This is a genomic window from Pseudomonas sp. MT92 (assembly GCF_058792515.1).
In genome coordinates, this window is the sequence record NZ_JBXAFA010000022.1 from 14,396 (window position 1) to 31,036 (window position 16,641).

8 protein-coding genes and 2 riboswitches are annotated in these 16,641 nt (G+C 59.6%); of the genes, 5 read left to right on the forward strand and 3 right to left on the reverse strand.

All coding sequences use genetic code 11. From position 1 onward, the window contains the following. Positions 1-58: 58 nt before the first annotated feature. Positions 59-270: riboswitch (cobalamin riboswitch) on the reverse strand. A gap of 121 nt (positions 271-391) precedes the next feature. Beyond that, positions 392-617: riboswitch (cobalamin riboswitch) on the forward strand. A 120-nt stretch (positions 618-737) separates the two neighbouring features. From AC1Q6D_RS29975 to cobM, 4 genes are all read left to right on the forward strand, one after another. Continuing rightward, the gene (locus AC1Q6D_RS29975) at positions 738-932 is read left to right on the forward strand and encodes a CbtB domain-containing protein (protein WP_047529763.1); all 195 of its coding nucleotides are present in this window, start codon (positions 738-740) and stop codon (positions 930-932) included. 11 nt (positions 933-943) lie between these two features. Further along, complete coding sequence (locus AC1Q6D_RS29980; RefSeq protein WP_047529765.1) at positions 944-1,648, forward strand: CbtA family protein; 705 nt, start codon at positions 944-946, stop codon at positions 1,646-1,648. Beyond that, the gene (locus AC1Q6D_RS29985; RefSeq protein ID WP_103405765.1) at positions 1,645-2,058 is read left to right on the forward strand and encodes a cobalamin biosynthesis protein; all 414 of its coding nucleotides are present in this window, start codon (positions 1,645-1,647) and stop codon (positions 2,056-2,058) included. Before AC1Q6D_RS29980 ends, AC1Q6D_RS29985 begins: the two co-directional genes overlap by 4 nt. An 83-nt stretch (positions 2,059-2,141) precedes the next feature. After that, positions 2,142-2,888: a precorrin-4 C(11)-methyltransferase gene (gene cobM, locus AC1Q6D_RS29990; protein WP_047529769.1), complete on the forward strand. Its 747-nt coding sequence runs from the start codon at positions 2,142-2,144 to the stop codon at positions 2,886-2,888. 107 nt (positions 2,889-2,995) lie between these two features. Here cobM and nfuA read toward each other — a convergent pair whose 3' ends face one another. Then, complete coding sequence (gene nfuA, locus AC1Q6D_RS29995) at positions 2,996-3,580, reverse strand: Fe-S biogenesis protein NfuA (RefSeq protein ID WP_007959519.1); 585 nt, start codon at positions 3,578-3,580, stop codon at positions 2,996-2,998. A 227-nt stretch (positions 3,581-3,807) separates the two neighbouring features. After that, on the reverse strand, positions 3,808-6,105 hold the full coding sequence (locus AC1Q6D_RS30000; RefSeq protein WP_103405766.1) for a fatty acid cis/trans isomerase: 2,298 nt from the start codon (positions 6,103-6,105) through the stop codon (positions 3,808-3,810). A 155-nt stretch (positions 6,106-6,260) separates the two neighbouring features. On the opposite strand from AC1Q6D_RS30000, the gene metH reads away from it, so the two are divergent. Beyond that, on the forward strand, positions 6,261-9,971 hold the full coding sequence (metH, locus tag AC1Q6D_RS30005; RefSeq protein WP_103405767.1) for a methionine synthase: 3,711 nt from the start codon (positions 6,261-6,263) through the stop codon (positions 9,969-9,971). A gap of 55 nt (positions 9,972-10,026) precedes the next feature. On the opposite strand, the gene AC1Q6D_RS30010 is transcribed toward metH, so the two are convergent. After that, the gene (locus AC1Q6D_RS30010) at positions 10,027-16,605 is read right to left on the reverse strand and encodes an NEL-type E3 ubiquitin ligase domain-containing protein (protein WP_103405768.1); all 6,579 of its coding nucleotides are present in this window, start codon (positions 16,603-16,605) and stop codon (positions 10,027-10,029) included. Between the last annotated feature and the right edge of the window lie 36 nt (positions 16,606-16,641).

Genomic DNA, 16,641 nt, shown 5'->3' on the forward strand with positions numbered 1-16,641 from the left:
ACCGGCAACGCCTGTGCGCGCCGGAAGCGTTCGCCACCGGATCACCCCGCCCGGTTGTAGTGAGAATCTGTTCGAGGCAGGTCTCCTGGCTGACGGCGTGCCAGTCGCTTGACTGGCGTTGGCTGCGCCTTCCCGCGGGCTCAGGACCTGAGCGTGCAGTGGCGTGGCAGCGAACATCACCGTTCACAGTTGCGGGGGCAGCCGCGGCATCGACCGCGTTCCCTTCTTAGCTTCGGCAAACGCCGAAGAACCTCGAAAGCGCAAGGCTACGCATCGTATTGGGGCGGGTCAATGTTCATGCTGAGTTCTACAGTGCCTGCTCGCGAATCAAGCAACTCAGTCCCGAGTTGAGAACACTTGCCAATTGACGCCCCACCTCTGCCCATGCTCTCCTACACGCCTTGTTACGGGTGCCCTTCACAGGGTGAAACGGGAAACCGGTGAATCATGTGCTTTACTCTAAAGCCATGTCAGTCCGGTGCTGCCCCCGCAACGGTAAGCGAGCGAAGCGTCAGATCCACTGTGCCAGTGCGGCATGGGAAGGTGATGCTTGCAGGTTCAGGCGATAGCCAGCACCCCTCGTGAGCCCGGAGACCGGCCCGCAACACAAAGTGAACCTTACAATCACTGAATGACAAACCCGCGGTGGGCGGGCGCTGTTCGAACCTCTGCGCGCTCGCTCGTGCAGGGATTTGCATGCGCTCCCATTCCCCGCTGACAGAACTGAGGGAAGCGCCATGTCGATTATCAGCAGCACCGGCCACAGCACCACCACCAGCAGCACCACAACCCTGACTCAACGCCTGACCGCCGCCGTGTGTGCGTCGATCCTCGGTGCGTGCCTGGTGTATTTCGCCGGTTTCTCGCACATCGAGGCGGTTCACAACGCCGCTCACGATACCCGTCACAGCGCTGCCTTCCCGTGCCATTGAGACCTGTCGACATGATCAAGCGTATCGCGCAAACCGCGGGGTTCACGGGGCTGCTGGCCGCCCTGCTGCTGACCCTGCTGCAAAGCTTCTGGGTCGCTCCGCTGATTCTGCAGGCCGAAACCTACGAAAAATCCGAACCCGCTGCTGTTGAAGTCCATGAACATGCCGCTGGCGTCGCCGCTCACACCCACGATGCCGAAGCCTGGGAGCCGGAAAACGGCTGGCAGCGCGTGTTGTCGACCACCGGCGGCAATCTGGTGGTGGCTGTCGGTTTCGCCCTGATGCTCGCCGGCCTGTACACCTTGCGCGCGCCGACCAAAACCTCTCAGGGGTTGCTCTGGGGCCTGGCCGGTTACGCGACCTTCGTGCTCGCGCCGACCCTTGGCCTGCCGCCGGAACTGCCAGGCACCGCCGCTGCCGACCTGGCGCAACGGCAGACCTGGTGGATTGGCACCGCCGCTTCAACCGCTGTCGGCATCGCGCTGATCGCGTTCAGCCGTCACTGGCTGATGAAAGTCCTCGGTGCAGCCATCATTGCCGTCCCTCATGTGATTGGCGCGCCGCAGCCGGACGTGCACTCGATGCTGGCACCGCAAGCACTGGAAACCCAATTCAAAATCGCTTCGCAGCTGACCAATGTCGCGTTCTGGCTGGCCCTGGGCCTGATCAGCGCCTGGCTGTTCCGCCGCAAGAGCGATGGCCAATACCACGCATGACCGATACCGGCACAGCGCCGACCCTGGTGGTCGGCCTGGGCTGCCAACGGGGCTGCCCCGTCACCACGTTACGGGCGTTGCTCGATCAGGCGTTGCAAGCGCACCAGATCGAATTGCATCAGATCAAGGCCCTGGCCAGTATCGATTTGAAGCGAGATGAGCCGGCCCTTGTCGAGCTGGCCGAGCAACTCGCGCTGCCACTGACGTATTTCAGCAGCGAACAGTTGGCCGGCTATGAGCCACAACTCAGTCATCATTCGCAGATCGCCTTCGAGCGAACCGGCTGCTACGGCATAGCGGAAAGTGCCGCACTGGCCCTGGCCGAGCAGTTGACCCATTCGCCGGCCAAACTGCTGATCAAGCGGCAGAAATATGCCCAGGCCACCTTCGCATTGGCCTGCTCGACGTAAAATCCTCGATAATCCGCGCTTTCGATCATGAGCAATCTTCATCTGCTGCCTTGCCCAGCCCCTTTCTCCCACAGGAATCGACGATGACCGTCTACTTCATAGGCGCAGGTCCTGGCGACCCCGAGCTGATCACCGTCAAAGGCCAGCGGCTGATTCGCAGCTGCCCGGTGATCATCTATGCCGGTTCGCTGGTGCCCGCCGCAGTACTGCAAGGACATTGTGCCGAGCAAGTGGTCAACAGCGCCGAACTGCATCTGGAACAGATTATCGACCTGATCAAGACCGCCGACGCCAAGGGCCAGGACGTGGCTCGCGTGCATTCTGGCGACCCGAGCCTGTATGGCGCCATCGGCGAGCAGATTCGCTACCTGCGCGAACTCGGCATTGCCTTTGAAATCATTCCCGGGGTCACCGCTACGGCCGCCTGCGCAGCGCTTTTGGGGGCGGAACTGACCCTGCCCGACGTCTCACAGAGCGTGATCCTGACTCGCTATGCCGACAAAACCGTGATGCCCGCCGGTGAAGAATTAGGCAGCCTGGCGCAGCATGGAGCCACCATGGCAATTCATCTGGGGGTCAATCACCTGGAAAAGATCCTGGCCGAATTGCTGCCGCATTACGGCGCGGATTGCCCGATTGCAGTGATTCACCGCGCGACCTGGCCGGATCAGGATTGGGTGGTGGGTACGCTGGAAGACATTGCCGGGAAGGTTCAGGCCAAGGGGTTTCGGCGCACGGCATTGATTCTGGTGGGACGGGTGCTGGGCAGTGACCATTTCAGCGAATCGTCGCTGTATCGCGCGGGGCATGCGCATCTCTATCGACCTTGAACCCTGCTGAATCCTGTGGCGGGGGCTTGTCGGATCGCAACAGGTTATCGAACACCCATAAAAAACGGCGCTCACGGGCGCCGTTTTTTAATTTCGCAGCGAACGCCTTAGTAGTAGGCGTTTTCTTTCTGCGTGTGGTCAGTCACGTCACGAACACCCTTGAGCTCGGGGATACGCTCGAGCAAGGTGCGCTCGATGCCTTCCTTCAGGGTCACGTCTGCCTGGCCGCAGCCCTGGCAACCACCGCCGAACTGGAGAACGGCGATGCCGTCTTCAACCACGTCGATCAGGCTGACCTGGCCGCCGTGGCTGGCCAGCCCCGGGTTGATCTCGGTTTGCAGGTAATAGTTGATGCGCTCGTTGATCGGGCTGTCGGCGTTGACCATCGGGACTTTGGCGTTTGGCGCCTTGATGGTCAGTTGGCCGCCCATGCGGTCGGTGGCGTAGTCGACAACCGCGTCGTCCAGGAAAGCTTCGCTGAACGAATCGATGTAAGCGGTGAAGCTTTTGAGCCCCAGCGCGGTGTCTTCGGGTTTTTCTTCGCCCGGCTTGCAGTAGGCAATGCAGGTTTCGGCGTACTGGGTGCCAGGCTGGGTGATGAAGACGCGGATGCCAATGCCCGGGGTGTTCTGCTTGGAGAGCAGATCAGCCAGATAATCGTGGGCGGCGTCGGTGATGGTTATAGCGGTCATGGAAACTCCTCGCAGGCTTGGGCGCAGTTTACGCCAATCATCGCGCCGGACAAAGTCCCAGTATTTTTGTCAGGAAAGAACGATGGCAACCTCACCCGGCCATTCGCCGTCAATCCCGACTTTAAACCACCGATAGCTGCAGTTGACTACCCAATTGCGGCTTTCCCACGATCCTGATTCGATGGTCGCTTCTTAGTCCGGGACATCAGGCAGCTTGCAAAAATCGATCAAAGATTCTGGTAGCGATTCATGTCCAGCACGCCCTCCTCGACCGGATCGGTCTCATGGATATAGCGGCTCAGGTCATGGAAGTACTGCCAGAACTGCGGATGGCTGCGCCTTACGCCCCAGCGATCGACAATCCTCTCGAAGCTGCCGGCGTCTTTGGCGTTTTCCATGGCGTCGACAAAGGCCGGGACTTGTTCGGCGGGAATGTTGAACATGAAGTTCGGGTAGCTGCTCATGACCCCCGGATAAATGGTGAGCGTGTCGAGCCCTGGCTCATACCGCAGCGACTCGCCAAGCAGGAACGCTACGTTGCTGTGTGCGCGGTTGCGCAGCAGGCTGTAGACCACACGTTGGCCACTCGCCGTCTCGACGCGCAGCATGGTCGCTTCAGGCAACTGGTCTATGACCTTGAGTCCGGCCGCCGGGCGCGAAGTCAGGCGACTCAGGGCTTGTTCGGCACCCTGCAAGTCCAGATCGATGTTGGGTCGCGAGCAGTAGGCACCGTCACAGCGATTGATCGGGTCCGGGTTGGCATTGAGCTCGCCATAGCGCGCCAGCAACTGCATGACGAAATCGCGCTTGGGGTCCTTCGGATCGAGTTTCAGCGCCGTCGGCGTGTCGTTGTCAATCGATTCGTAGTCCAGCCACATCTTGAATTTGCCACTGCTCTGGTACCAGTCGTCCAGGTAATCGTCGCGGGAGTTGGCCGGCATCAGGCGCAGGAAGTTCTGCTCCGCGCCGTTACGGATCAAGTCGAAATACAAGCGCGTCTGGGCTTGATGAGAGACGTTGCCGAACACGTCGAAATTCACCGCCAACTGATAGTAAGTGCGCTCCAGCAACGGGAAGTCGAACAGCCAGATGGTTTGCGGCACCTCACCGATCAGGCCCTTGGTCACCGAGGCGCTGTCGAAATGTCGAAAGATACTCAACAAGGCGTTGTCATTGCCTGCCCACAGGCTGGACCAGCTCGGCGGCCGCAAGTCCGCGTAACTGTCCCGGCGCAGGGCTTCATACGCATTGCGCTTGTCGCGGTAGTCATGCCACAGGCTCAGGACACTGCCAACGTCGTCGTTCTGCCCTGGCATCGCCAATAATGGTGTCGCCTGGCCGCGATACTTCGGGTCGGTGATGTAGAGGTCATGTTCCGGGGCCTGGAACAGCGCCCAGAAATTATCGCGAATCACGTCCGTGGCAATCTGACCCCGGCAGACCGGGCCGCGAATAAAGGTGCGCACGAAATATTCGGCGTTATCGAGCATGAACTGATAACGCGCCTGGGCCGGGATGGCTTCGAAAGTGGTAAACGGATTGGCCCGGCGTTCCGGCCCGTAGCCCGGCAGCGCGTTGACCTGCCAGTTGCCGTTGTAGAACAGGGTTTTGATCCGCGCCATCTTCGCCGCGCTCAGCGGATAGGTGATGTGGGTCTTGTGCACGATCACGCCCTGTACCGGCCACAGGCGGTAATAGATCTGAGTGCCGGGATCATCATTGGGCCGGCGGGTGTTGATCAGATCGATAGGCTGGCCGCTCGGCGTGCGCGAACGCACCCACTGGAAGAAATGCCCGGGCTCGCCATCCTTGAAATAGATGTGCGCAAGAAACCAGTGCTCGAACAACCAGCGCCCCACCAGACTTTGTCGCGCACCCGGCGCATTCAGCAGGTTCTCCCACTGCACCACCTCCAAGGCTTCTTTCGCACTGGGCGCCAGGCCTTGCTCATCGATGGGCGCGCCAGAGGCCAGCCAGCGTTGCAACGTCTGATATTGCTGATCGGTCAGACCCGTCACCGCCAACGGCATGCCCTCCTTCGGGTGGGAACCGGCATAGGCATCGAACTCCGCCGGCATGGCGCACGTGTTTTCCCGATTCAGACCCAGGACAATCTCTTCGGGCAGCTTGGCATTGGGCTGCATTGGCGCCTTGTGACCCAACTCGAGCATCCGCGCCATCAGCGCGGCCTGACTGCCCTGGGCGTCGAGCACTGAATAGAAGCCCTTTTGCTGCCAGGCACGCTTACCGAACGCGTCATAAAACAACCGGGTCGGCGCGGCGGCCTGACTGCGATCACCGTCATAGACCGGGATTTTGTTGGCGCCGCGCGCCGCGCCTTCGCCACTGCCCAGGTTGAGCTGGCAGGCGGAGTCGTAGCAGGCGTGGCAAGCCACACACTTTTCAGTGAAGATCGGTTGGATGTCACGCGTGTAGGAAATGCCGTTAGATACAGCGGGACTTTGCGCGACGGCGCCCCAGCTAAACAGCAACAATGCAATGCTGATGACGACGCGATACGACATGTCCCTGGTCCCGATCTTTAAAAAACGCGGCGATTCTACCGGTCTGGCCATCACACCATCATGAGCGATATTCACGTTAAATCCAGACATGCTCCAATAGCGCACAGGTTTGCTATCATCCCGGCCCTTCGTCATGGCCTTACCGAGTAGTCCAAATGTCCGATCGCAGCGTTCGCCTTCAAGCTCTCAAGCACGCCCTCAAAGAGCGCATTCTGATTCTCGATGGCGGTATGGGCACGATGATCCAGAGCTATAAGCTCGAGGAGCAGGATTACCGTGGCAAACGCTTTGCCGACTGGCCGAGCGATGTCAAAGGCAACAACGACCTTCTGGTGCTGACGCGCCCGGATGTGATTGGCGGTATCGAAAAAGCCTACCTGGATGCCGGCGCCGACATTCTCGAAACCAACACCTTCAACGCCACTCAGATTTCTCTGGCCGATTACGGCATGCAGGGCCTGGCGTACGAATTGAACGTAGAAGGTGCACGGTTGGCGCGCAAGGTCGCCGACGCCAAGACCCTGGAAACCCCTGACAAGCCGCGCTTCGTCGCCGGCGTGCTCGGCCCGACCAGCCGCACCTGCTCGCTGTCGCCAGACGTGAACAACCCCGGCTACCGCAACGTGACGTTCGATGAACTGGTGGAGAACTACACCGAGTCCACCAAAGGCCTGATCGAAGGCGGCGCCGACCTGATCCTGATCGAAACCATTTTCGACACCCTCAACGCCAAGGCTGCGATCTTTGCCGTTCAAGGCGTGTTCGAAGAACTGGGCATCGAATTGCCGATCATGATCTCCGGCACCATCACCGACGCCTCCGGTCGCACCCTGTCCGGCCAGACCACCGAGGCCTTCTGGAACTCCGTGGCCCACGCCAAGCCGATTTCCGTCGGTTTGAACTGCGCCCTCGGTGCCAGCGAGCTGCGCCCGTACCTGGAAGAGCTGTCGAACAAGGCCAGCACCCACGTCTCGGCGCACCCGAACGCCGGCCTGCCAAACGAATTCGGCGAGTACGACGAATTGCCGGCGCAAACCGCCAAGGTCATCGAAGAGTTTGCCCAAAGCGGCTTCCTGAACATCGTGGGTGGCTGCTGCGGCACCACGCCGGGCCACATCGAAGCCATCGCCAAGGCCGTGGCCGGTTATGCGCCGCGCGAGATTCCGGAAATCCCCAAGGCTTGCCGCCTGTCGGGCCTGGAGCCGTTCACCATCGATCGCAACTCGCTGTTCGTCAACGTCGGTGAGCGCACCAACATCACGGGTTCGGCCAAATTCGCCCGCCTGATCCGCGAAGACAACTACACCGAAGCCCTGGAAGTCGCCCTGCAGCAGGTCGAGGCCGGCGCCCAGGTGATCGACATCAACATGGACGAAGGGATGCTCGATTCGAAGAAGGCCATGGTGACCTTCCTCAATCTGATTGCCGGCGAACCGGACATCTCCCGCGTACCGATCATGATCGACTCCTCCAAGTGGGAAGTGATCGAAGCCGGCCTCAAGTGCATCCAGGGCAAGGGCATCGTCAACTCCATCAGCATGAAGGAAGGTGTCGAGCAGTTCATTCATCACGCCAAGCTGTGCAAGCGTTATGGCGCCGCCGTGGTCGTGATGGCCTTCGACGAAGCCGGCCAGGCCGATACCGAAGCGCGCAAGAAAGAAATCTGCAAACGCTCCTATGACATTCTGGTCAACGAAGTCGGCTTCCCGCCGGAAGACATCATCTTTGACCCGAACATCTTCGCCGTGGCCACCGGCATCGAAGAACACAACAACTACGCGGTGGACTTCATCAACGCCTGTGCCTACATCCGCGACGAACTGCCGTATGCGCTGACCTCGGGCGGCGTGTCCAACGTGTCGTTCTCGTTCCGTGGCAACAACCCGGTGCGTGAAGCGATTCACTCGGTGTTCCTGCTGTACGCGATCCGCGCCGGCCTGACCATGGGTATCGTCAACGCCGGTCAGCTGGAGATCTACGACCAGATCCCGGTGGAACTGCGTGACGCCGTTGAAGACGTGATCCTCAACCGCACCCCGGAAGGCACCGACGCCCTCCTCGCCATCGCCGACAAGTACAAGGGCGACGGCAGCGTCAAGGAAGCCGAGACTGAAGAGTGGCGCAACTGGGACGTCAACAAGCGCCTGGAGCATGCACTGGTCAAGGGCATCACCACCCACATCGTTGAAGACACCGAAGAGTCCCGTCAATCGTTCGCCCGCCCGATCGAAGTGATCGAAGGTCCACTGATGTCCGGCATGAATATCGTTGGCGACCTGTTCGGCGCCGGCAAAATGTTCCTGCCGCAAGTGGTGAAATCCGCCCGCGTGATGAAACAGGCGGTAGCCCACTTGATCCCGTTCATCGAGCTGGAAAAGGGCGACAAACCGGAAGCCAAGGGCAAGATCCTGATGGCCACGGTGAAAGGCGACGTGCACGACATCGGCAAGAACATCGTCGGCGTGGTGCTGGGCTGTAACGGCTACGACATCGTCGACCTCGGCGTGATGGTGCCGGCGGAGAAAATCCTCCAGGTCGCCAAGGACGAGAAGTGCGACATCATCGGCCTGTCCGGCCTGATCACTCCGTCACTGGATGAAATGGTCCATGTCGCTCGCGAGATGCAGCGCCAGGACTTCCATCTGCCATTGATGATCGGCGGCGCGACCACCTCCAAAGCGCACACGGCAGTGAAGATCGAGCCCAAGTACAGCAACGACGCCGTGGTCTACGTCACCGACGCCTCCCGCGCCGTCGGCGTGGCCACGCAGTTGCTGTCCAAGGAACTGAAGGCCGGTTTCGTCGAGAAAACCCGCGAGGAATACGTCGAGGTCCGCGAGCGCACCGCCAACCGCAGCGCCCGCACCGAGCGCCTGAGCTACGCCGCTTCGATCGCGAAAAAACCGCAGTTCGACTGGAGTACCTACGAGCCGGTCAAGCCAACGTTCACCGGCACCAAGGTGCTGGATAACATCGACCTGAAAGTGTTGGCCGAGTACATCGACTGGACGCCGTTCTTTATCTCCTGGGACCTGGCCGGCAAATTCCCGCGCATCCTCCAGGACGAAGTGGTCGGTGAAGCCGCCACCGCGCTGTACGCCGATGCCCAGGAAATGCTCGCCAAACTGATCGACGAGAAGCTGATCAGCGCCCGCGCGGTGTTCGGTTTCTGGCCGGCCAATCAGGTGCGCGACGATGACATCGAAGTTTACGGGGATGACGGCAAGCCCTTGGCCAAGCTGCACCACCTGCGTCAGCAGATCATCAAGACCGACGGCAAGCCGAATTTCTCCCTGGCCGACTTCGTCGCTCCGAAAGACAGCGAAATCACCGACTACGTGGGTGGTTTCATCACCACCGCGGGTATCGGTGCCGAAGAAGTGGCCAAGGCCTATCAGGACGCTGGCGACGACTACAACTCGATCATGGTCAAGGCCCTGGCCGACCGTTTGGCCGAGGCCTGTGCCGAGTGGCTGCACCAGCAGGTGCGAAAAGAACACTGGGGTTATGCCAAGGACGAAACCCTCGACAACGAGGCGTTGATCAAGGAGCAATACACCGGTATCCGCCCTGCCCCGGGCTACCCTGCCTGCCCGGATCACACCGAGAAAGCCACGCTGTTTGCCCTGCTCGACCCCGAGGCCCGCGAAATGCACGCCGGCCGCAGCGGCGTGTTCCTGACTGAGCACTACGCAATGTTCCCGGCAGCGGCGGTCAGCGGCTGGTACTTTGCCCACCCGCAAGCGCAGTACTTTGCCGTGGGCAAGATCGACAAGGACCAGGTGCAGAGCTACACGTCGCGTAAAGGTCAGGAGCTGAGTGTGACTGAACGCTGGCTGGCACCGAACCTCGGTTACGACAACTGAGTGTTCAACTGAAATAAACCCTGTGGGAACGAGCTTGCTCGCTCCCACAGGTGATTTACCTGTTTGAAGCAGCCGCCAGCTGCGAAACCTCCTGGCGGGACAACTCGATCATCTTCGCGTTACGCGCCGCCGTCTGCTCGAACAGCTGACTCAGGAACGCCCCCTCGTCAGCGCTATCAACCTCCTCCTGAACATCCAGCTCATCGAGCGCCCTGAACACGTCAGGGTATTTTTCCTTGAGATAACTCACCCAATAGTCGCGCTGGATCAAGTCTTCGAAAAAACCATCGGATTGCTCTGCGTTGGTGATCTCGAGGCGCGCGTCCGCCAGTTGCTGAGCGGTCACTCCCGAGCCATAGGTCATGTGTTTCGGTTGCCCTGGCAACTCCAGGCCGTCTGCCCAGCCTTGCGTCAGGCCGATTCGATAACCCAAACGTACCTCGGCCTCATCCTGGCCGGTTCGAATGGCGACTTTCCTCGCGAGATCGTCGACCTTGTCCAGTCGAAACAACTGCCGGGACAAGTTCAGCAGCGCTTGCCCCTTCACAGCCGGGCGCCCGACGGGAATATCAAGCAAGGCATTGTGGGTGAAAACTTTGCTCTCCAGCCCGCTGAACGTCAGGATTCGACCATCGACACAAGTCCCGTGGGTGCTGGAGCTGGCAAACAGGATCTCCCGCAGTTCCGAATTGCTGGCGGCGGCTTCAATGACCGTCCAGACCCGCCGCGTCAGATCGGCGTTCGCCACCCGGAACTCCTGCGTATCCTGCAATCGCGAAAGCAGATGAAAGAACGCCGCATTGTCCGGTTCCGCCGCGAGTTGATTCCATATCCCGGTTTTGCCGGCCACTTCCTCGGGAGGAAGATGGGTTAACCAGGGTGCTTTTTGCTCCGGATCCGGCTCAATCTCAGGCAGATCCTCATCCGTATCGATGGCTTCGCTGCTGTCGCCGCCCTGACCGTGGGAGTCATCGATCAACTCGTCAAGATCGCTCCGCGAGATTCCCAGCACCGCGTCGCGCAAACCCGCTTCACGGTAATCCCTGAGTTGTTCAAGGCTCTCAAGGGAAAGGTTGTAGTTGTCGCTCAAATCCGTACCGGCCATCAGCACCTCATGGTCACCATTGAGGGCCTGCACGGGGATCGACGTGATGTCGTTGCCACTGAGATTGAGCGTGCCCAGATAGGGGCTGTCGAACACCCCGTCCGGCCATTCGGTCAAATTGTTGTTACGCAGATCCAGCGTTTCCAATCGCTCGAAATTGCCAATATCAAAGGCATCCAGTTCGTTGTAGCTCAAGTCCAGCCAGCGCAAACCCTCCAGATTGTCCAAAGCGGCATACAGCTGCTCGGCATCGGTTATCCGGTTCGAGGACATTTCCAGACGCTCGAGGCCGCCCATGGAACGGACCGGTTCTGGAATGCCATCCAGCCCATTGCCATTGAGGTCCAGGTTTTTCAGGCGGGTAAAGGCCTTCAGGAACCCGTCGGAACCTCGCCGGGTCAGTTTTACACTCGTCAGTTTCAACGTGCCGACATGCTCGAACATTGCTGGCACCTCAGGCAGATCACCCAGTTGCAGACCGTTGAGATCCAGCACCGCATCCGTCACGGCGCCGTTGCCGCTCAGACCTGTGCGCCAGCATTCGAGGATGCGCAAGGCGGCCTGCCTGCGAATGATGGAGGACGTCATCCAGCCGCTACCACGAGATCCCCGGGTAAACAGCCAGCCATTCAATTGGCGCGTGAGCGTTTCAAAGGCTTGCTCCCATTCGGCAATTTTCACGCTTGCAGCTTCGCCCCCCTGCATCTGTTCGATCATTTGCAAGGCGTCATCATCGGCGAGTGCCGGTTTCAGGCGTTGCAGGCGCTTTGTTAAAACCGCATTCCCTTCTCCCGCTGGCACTTCCGGCAGCGGCAGTAAGTGACGTGCGATCGAACTTGCGCTCTCAAGCGGCGGGAAATCCAGTGGCACCTGTTCCAGGTCGAACCGTTCCAGAGCGCCGGCCGGCAGCCCTTTGGCCATTTCCATTCGATGCCGGGCCGCATTGCGTACGGCGACGGCTTGAGGGGTTAAAGGTGTGCCGGTGAGGTTGGTCTTGAGCAGCGTTTCATCCGCAAGCGACTCCGGCAGCGCGTTGACCCTGCTGTCGCGCAAATCCAGCCAATACAACTCTGGTAGCGCTTGTGCCCCGGTCGGCCATTCATGCAGTGCTGTGCCGCTGAGATTCAAGGCCTTGAGACGAGTCATTGCACTGACATCCAGGGTGTTCAACGGGTTGTTGCTCAAGTCCAGGCGTTGCAGCGCCTGCAACCCATCAAAAGCTTGCTGAATCCCGGTATCGCCAACGATTCGGTTATTGGAAAGATCCAGCTCAGTCAGTTTTCCAAGATCACCGGGCGCAAAGGGCACGTCGGTCAGATCGCTGCCACTCACATCGAGTTTTTCCAGCGCAGGGAACCCGCGTACAAAACTGCGGATCTGTTGGACGGGCGCTCCATTGCCCTTCAAAGACAAGGTTCGTACTTCGGGGAAGGCGCCGTCCGGCAATTCGGGAAACTCACTCAGAGCCAGATTCGGCAGATCGAGTACAGAGGCATTGGCCGTCGAGCCGTAGCGTTTGAATGCGCCGTTGCGCCAGCTGGTTCTCAGGGCATTTGCCGTCCATGTACGCCCCATGATCTCGTGGGCCGCTCCAGGCATTTGTAGCGCGCGTTGGGACCAGTCATTGAGGTGCTGATTGAGCTGATGATGCTGTTCACTCAATGCTTCGACGGCGTCGAATCTCGCCGCTGCGTCTGGCCACTGTTCGACAAACTGATCAAACATTCCCGCAGACGGGTCATTGATGCCTTCACCCAGACGTTTCAACTCGCCCTTGCAGTAATCCCTGACCATTTCTTCCAGGTCAACAAGGTGCTGCGGCTGACGCTTGAGATACTCATACGCCGGCTTGAAGTTTTTACGCAGGACGTTCGACCAGTCCAGCGACAATCCGGACCAGAGTTTTTCATGCCCTTCGAAAATACCTTCAGGTAGCGTTCTGATGCCTGTGCCGGTGAGATTCAGGCGCTCAAGACGGGGCAGTTGCAGAACCCCGATTGGCCACTGATCCATTGACGGGGCAATCACCTCAAGCAGGCGCAGATTGCGTAGCCGGCTGACGTCCAACGCCACCGGAACGCCCCAGGTTGAATACAGGCTGAGCTCCTCGAGCGTCGTCAACGCACCCAGTCTCGACGGCATGTCTGCGGCGAAGCGCGCAGCTGAATACAGGCTCAACCCCGTGAGGTCCGGCATACTGCTCAATACTTGGGGCACGGTGGTGAAAGCGTTGCCTGTGCCATTGATCCGCAGCCTTCTGAGCTTGGGAAAATTCGCCAACAACGCATCGACATTGGCGTCGGTGACGCTACGACCCCGGACATACAGATCACGCACATGGGAGAAATCCGCCGACAGCGCAGGGATCGGGTCGTCGCAAACCAGGTCGAGCATTCTGTAGCGCGAATGCTCCCCGGCCAGCGGCGAATTACGCCAGGATTGCTTGAGATTCTGTGCGACCGCGGCCTTGCCTCCGAGCACCGACTCCAGCATAGAACCCGCTATCGGCTCGCCGACCCATTGATCGAGCGTCGACTCAAGGGTCTCCCACTCGCGCATACGCGCCTGTAACAGGCTATAAATCTGTGCGTCGGTTCTGCCCGCGCGCAATTGCGCCAGGATAAACCCGTTGGCCTGCTGATCAGTCAGCGCCGGGTAGACGTCCTGAACCCGGGTCACCAGAGAAGGATTCAAACCTTGTCCGCGCCCGCTGGCGTAGTAGCCCACCCGGCGCTCCGTTACGCGTACGGGCGGCTTGAACGTCTTGTTCTGGCCGCTGCGCTGCTCCAGCATTTGCGACAATTGCGCCCTATGCTCGAAGGCCGATTCGATGACAGCCTGCTTCAGACCGGCGCTTTGGCCCACGTGCGGAACGCCCAATGCGCGACGGGATTCATCGGGCAATGCGTGCATGAGCGAGGCGAAAAAATTATCGCCGGTGGCCGGCACGCCATTGAGCGTCTCGCCAAGCTCATCAAATGCCTGATAGGACGGGCCGTTTTTAACCACGTACTTACGGATTGTCGCGGTCTCGCTACCGATACCGTCGATGAGCGCGCCCTCGATGTGGCCGTCGCGAATCTCCAGCCGTACTTCGCCGGACCATCCCGGCATTTTTTCCAGGGCATGCAGTGCGAGCCAGCGGCTGTCCGCCGACAGCGCGGACTCCATGCGCAGGCCAGTGAAAGCCTGGGCCTGGCGCCCCTGCTGTGCATACCAACGGGCCTCCTCCTGCATTTTCAGGGGAATTCGACTCGTAGTTTTCAGGCGGTTGAGCTCTTCGGCATTGGCGTCGAGCACAATCCTGCGGGCGGCGGCATTACTCAGCCCCGGGGTGGCCCGTTGCAGTTTTTTGAGCAATGACCCGTTAATGCCCGGTTCATCTTCGAATAGCCGCAAGGCGTGCTCCAGTTCCGGTGGCGGGGGAAGATGATCCATGTGCATCTTGCGCAAGGCATTGTCCTCGACACCACAGGCCTCGGCGATGTCGAGCAGTTGCTCATCGGAAAACGCCTCGGTGGTATGGCCGATGCGCCGCAGCAGGGTCAGCCGATCCCAGGTCCGGGGACGCTCCAGCGCATGACGCCAGGCGCCATGCCCGTTATGTTCGAGTATCGGTTGCCAGGCATCCGAATCAGTCGGATGCCGCAGGCGCCATTTTTTCAGCGAAAGGTCAAGGGTCGTTTCGAAGACCTTGCCATCCTGCCGGATAAAGGTTTTGCCATTTATCCGGTGCAGGCCCGACGCATCAGGGACTGAATGGCGAGGCAGGATGAGGTTGCGCTCGTATCCGCTCAGGTCAGCTTTCCATAAGCGGGTTTTGCCGTCTTCGCGCTGGATGGGTTGCAGGCGTTCAACCAGTGGTTCGGGTTGCACCGACGACAGTTTGGCCAACCCTTTGCCCGCACCGGCCATCACCGCGATCATCGCCAGATTCTCGGCCACATCGATCAGGTGCGCCTTGGCCGCAGTTCGATCCCCTTCACTCCACTCGATCGCCCCCTCGAACGACTCGTACAGCAACTGGCCCGCCATGACCGTCAGCATGATCTCCCCCAGTACCGGAACGAACATCGACACCATGTTCAGGCCCAGCAGACCAAATTCCACCAGATGATTGAGCTTTTGCGCCCGTACTCGCGCATCGACTTCCGCCGTGGGAACCGCATGACTGCGTGCGTCGGCGATGACTTTCTTGCGGTTTTGCTCGTAGAGATAAGTCCACAGATCGCTGTTGGCGGACCAGATGCCCGCCACACCTTCACGAACGATCCCGAAAGGATTGAGGTATGGATCGTCGACCGGCTCACGTTTGCCTGCAGGTTCTGGCGGCAACGCTTTGATGCGGATGGCGGCCGACAAGGTAGGCACGTACTGGACGACTTTAAACCAGAATGAATGCAAAGGATCGGTCGCAGAGTCTGCGGCCTTGCGGGTGAATTGACCGAAGTAATAAGGGCGGTCGGCGTAAGCGACGAACTGGCTGAAAAACCGCTGATGGGCGGTTGGCCCGCTGCCACTGTCGGACAGTGGGTCATGGGCAGTGAACTGGCGCTTGAATTCTTCACGCAGTTGCTCAGCGGTATAGCGTTTGAGCGGGTGTTCGGGATCGTGGGGAATGTAGACGATGTAGTCGTTGGTATAGCGATATTGTTCACTGATGCTGAACACGACGCAGCCCGTCAATCTGCGCTTCATCAGGCTCAAGTCGCGAAACCAGACCGGTGTGTTGCCAACACGGGGATGGACCTCGCCATTAACCACTGAAAGGATCATTGCGTAGTCGTCGGCTTCGATGTCCTTTTTCAGCAGCGCCAATTCAGCGGCGGCTTTCATTGCCGCTTTCTGGCTGGCAATGAACTGCTCGGACAGTGTCGTTTCCTTCTGCGCATCCGTTGCCTGGAAAAACGCCTTCACACGGGTTTGATACTGCGCGCCGATATCGAGCTTGCGGCAGAGTGAGAGGAATTGCCTGACCGAGATGTTGAGGGCAATGACCTCGAATGTACCTGGCGTGGAAGTCTCAACCACAAACCCTGACTCGCGATGAAAGGCGCCCGCCTCGCATTCGGATGCTTCGAAGTTATGCAGTGCCGCCTGCAACAACGAAAGCTTCATGACCTCGAATGAGCTGATCTCGATTTCAAGCTCGCTGACTTCCAGCGCTCGCCTCAGACACACCATGGTTTTGTTGACGTCGGCCTCGACCCCGAACTGATCCTTCAGCGCCTTTTGCAGTATCGGCTCGGCAAAACTTTCGGCATCTGGCAGCGACGACATCGTTTTGTCGAGTCGGGTCTGGGAAACCAGGCTGTCTGTGAAACGGTCTTTGAGTGCCTGCTGTTGCTCGATGGATGCTCGCGTATACCAGTGCGGTGCGAGCGAGCCGCTGGCTTTCATGGCTGCTCGCCGCTGCGGCGTGGCATCGATCAACCAATCAGGCGTCAGTTGTTCAAGAAGTTCGCGGTGAATGCTGGTTTGGCCCGCAACCAAACGTTGGCGGGCCGCAGAGGGCGGATGGGTAGACATTGTGTCGCTCCTGAAAAATGGAACGACAGAACATCA

What these genes read in the sequence shown, in the direction of transcription:
- AC1Q6D_RS29975 (WP_047529763.1), top strand. Translation starts at nt 738, where the DNA reads ATGTCGATTATCAGCAGCACCGGCCACAGCACCACCACCAGCAGCACC.
- AC1Q6D_RS29980 (WP_047529765.1), top strand. Translation starts at nt 944, where the DNA reads ATGATCAAGCGTATCGCGCAAACCGCGGGGTTCACGGGGCTGCTGGCC.
- AC1Q6D_RS29985 (WP_103405765.1), top strand. Translation starts at nt 1,645, where the DNA reads ATGACCGATACCGGCACAGCGCCGACCCTGGTGGTCGGCCTGGGCTGC.
- cobM (WP_047529769.1), top strand. Translation starts at nt 2,142, where the DNA reads ATGACCGTCTACTTCATAGGCGCAGGTCCTGGCGACCCCGAGCTGATC.
- nfuA (WP_007959519.1), bottom strand. Translation starts at nt 3,580, where the DNA reads ATGACCGCTATAACCATCACCGACGCCGCCCACGATTATCTGGCTGAT.
- AC1Q6D_RS30000 (WP_103405766.1), bottom strand. Translation starts at nt 6,105, where the DNA reads ATGTCGTATCGCGTCGTCATCAGCATTGCATTGTTGCTGTTTAGCTGG.
- metH (WP_103405767.1), top strand. Translation starts at nt 6,261, where the DNA reads ATGTCCGATCGCAGCGTTCGCCTTCAAGCTCTCAAGCACGCCCTCAAA.
- AC1Q6D_RS30010 (WP_103405768.1), bottom strand. Translation starts at nt 16,605, where the DNA reads ATGTCTACCCATCCGCCCTCTGCGGCCCGCCAACGTTTGGTTGCGGGC.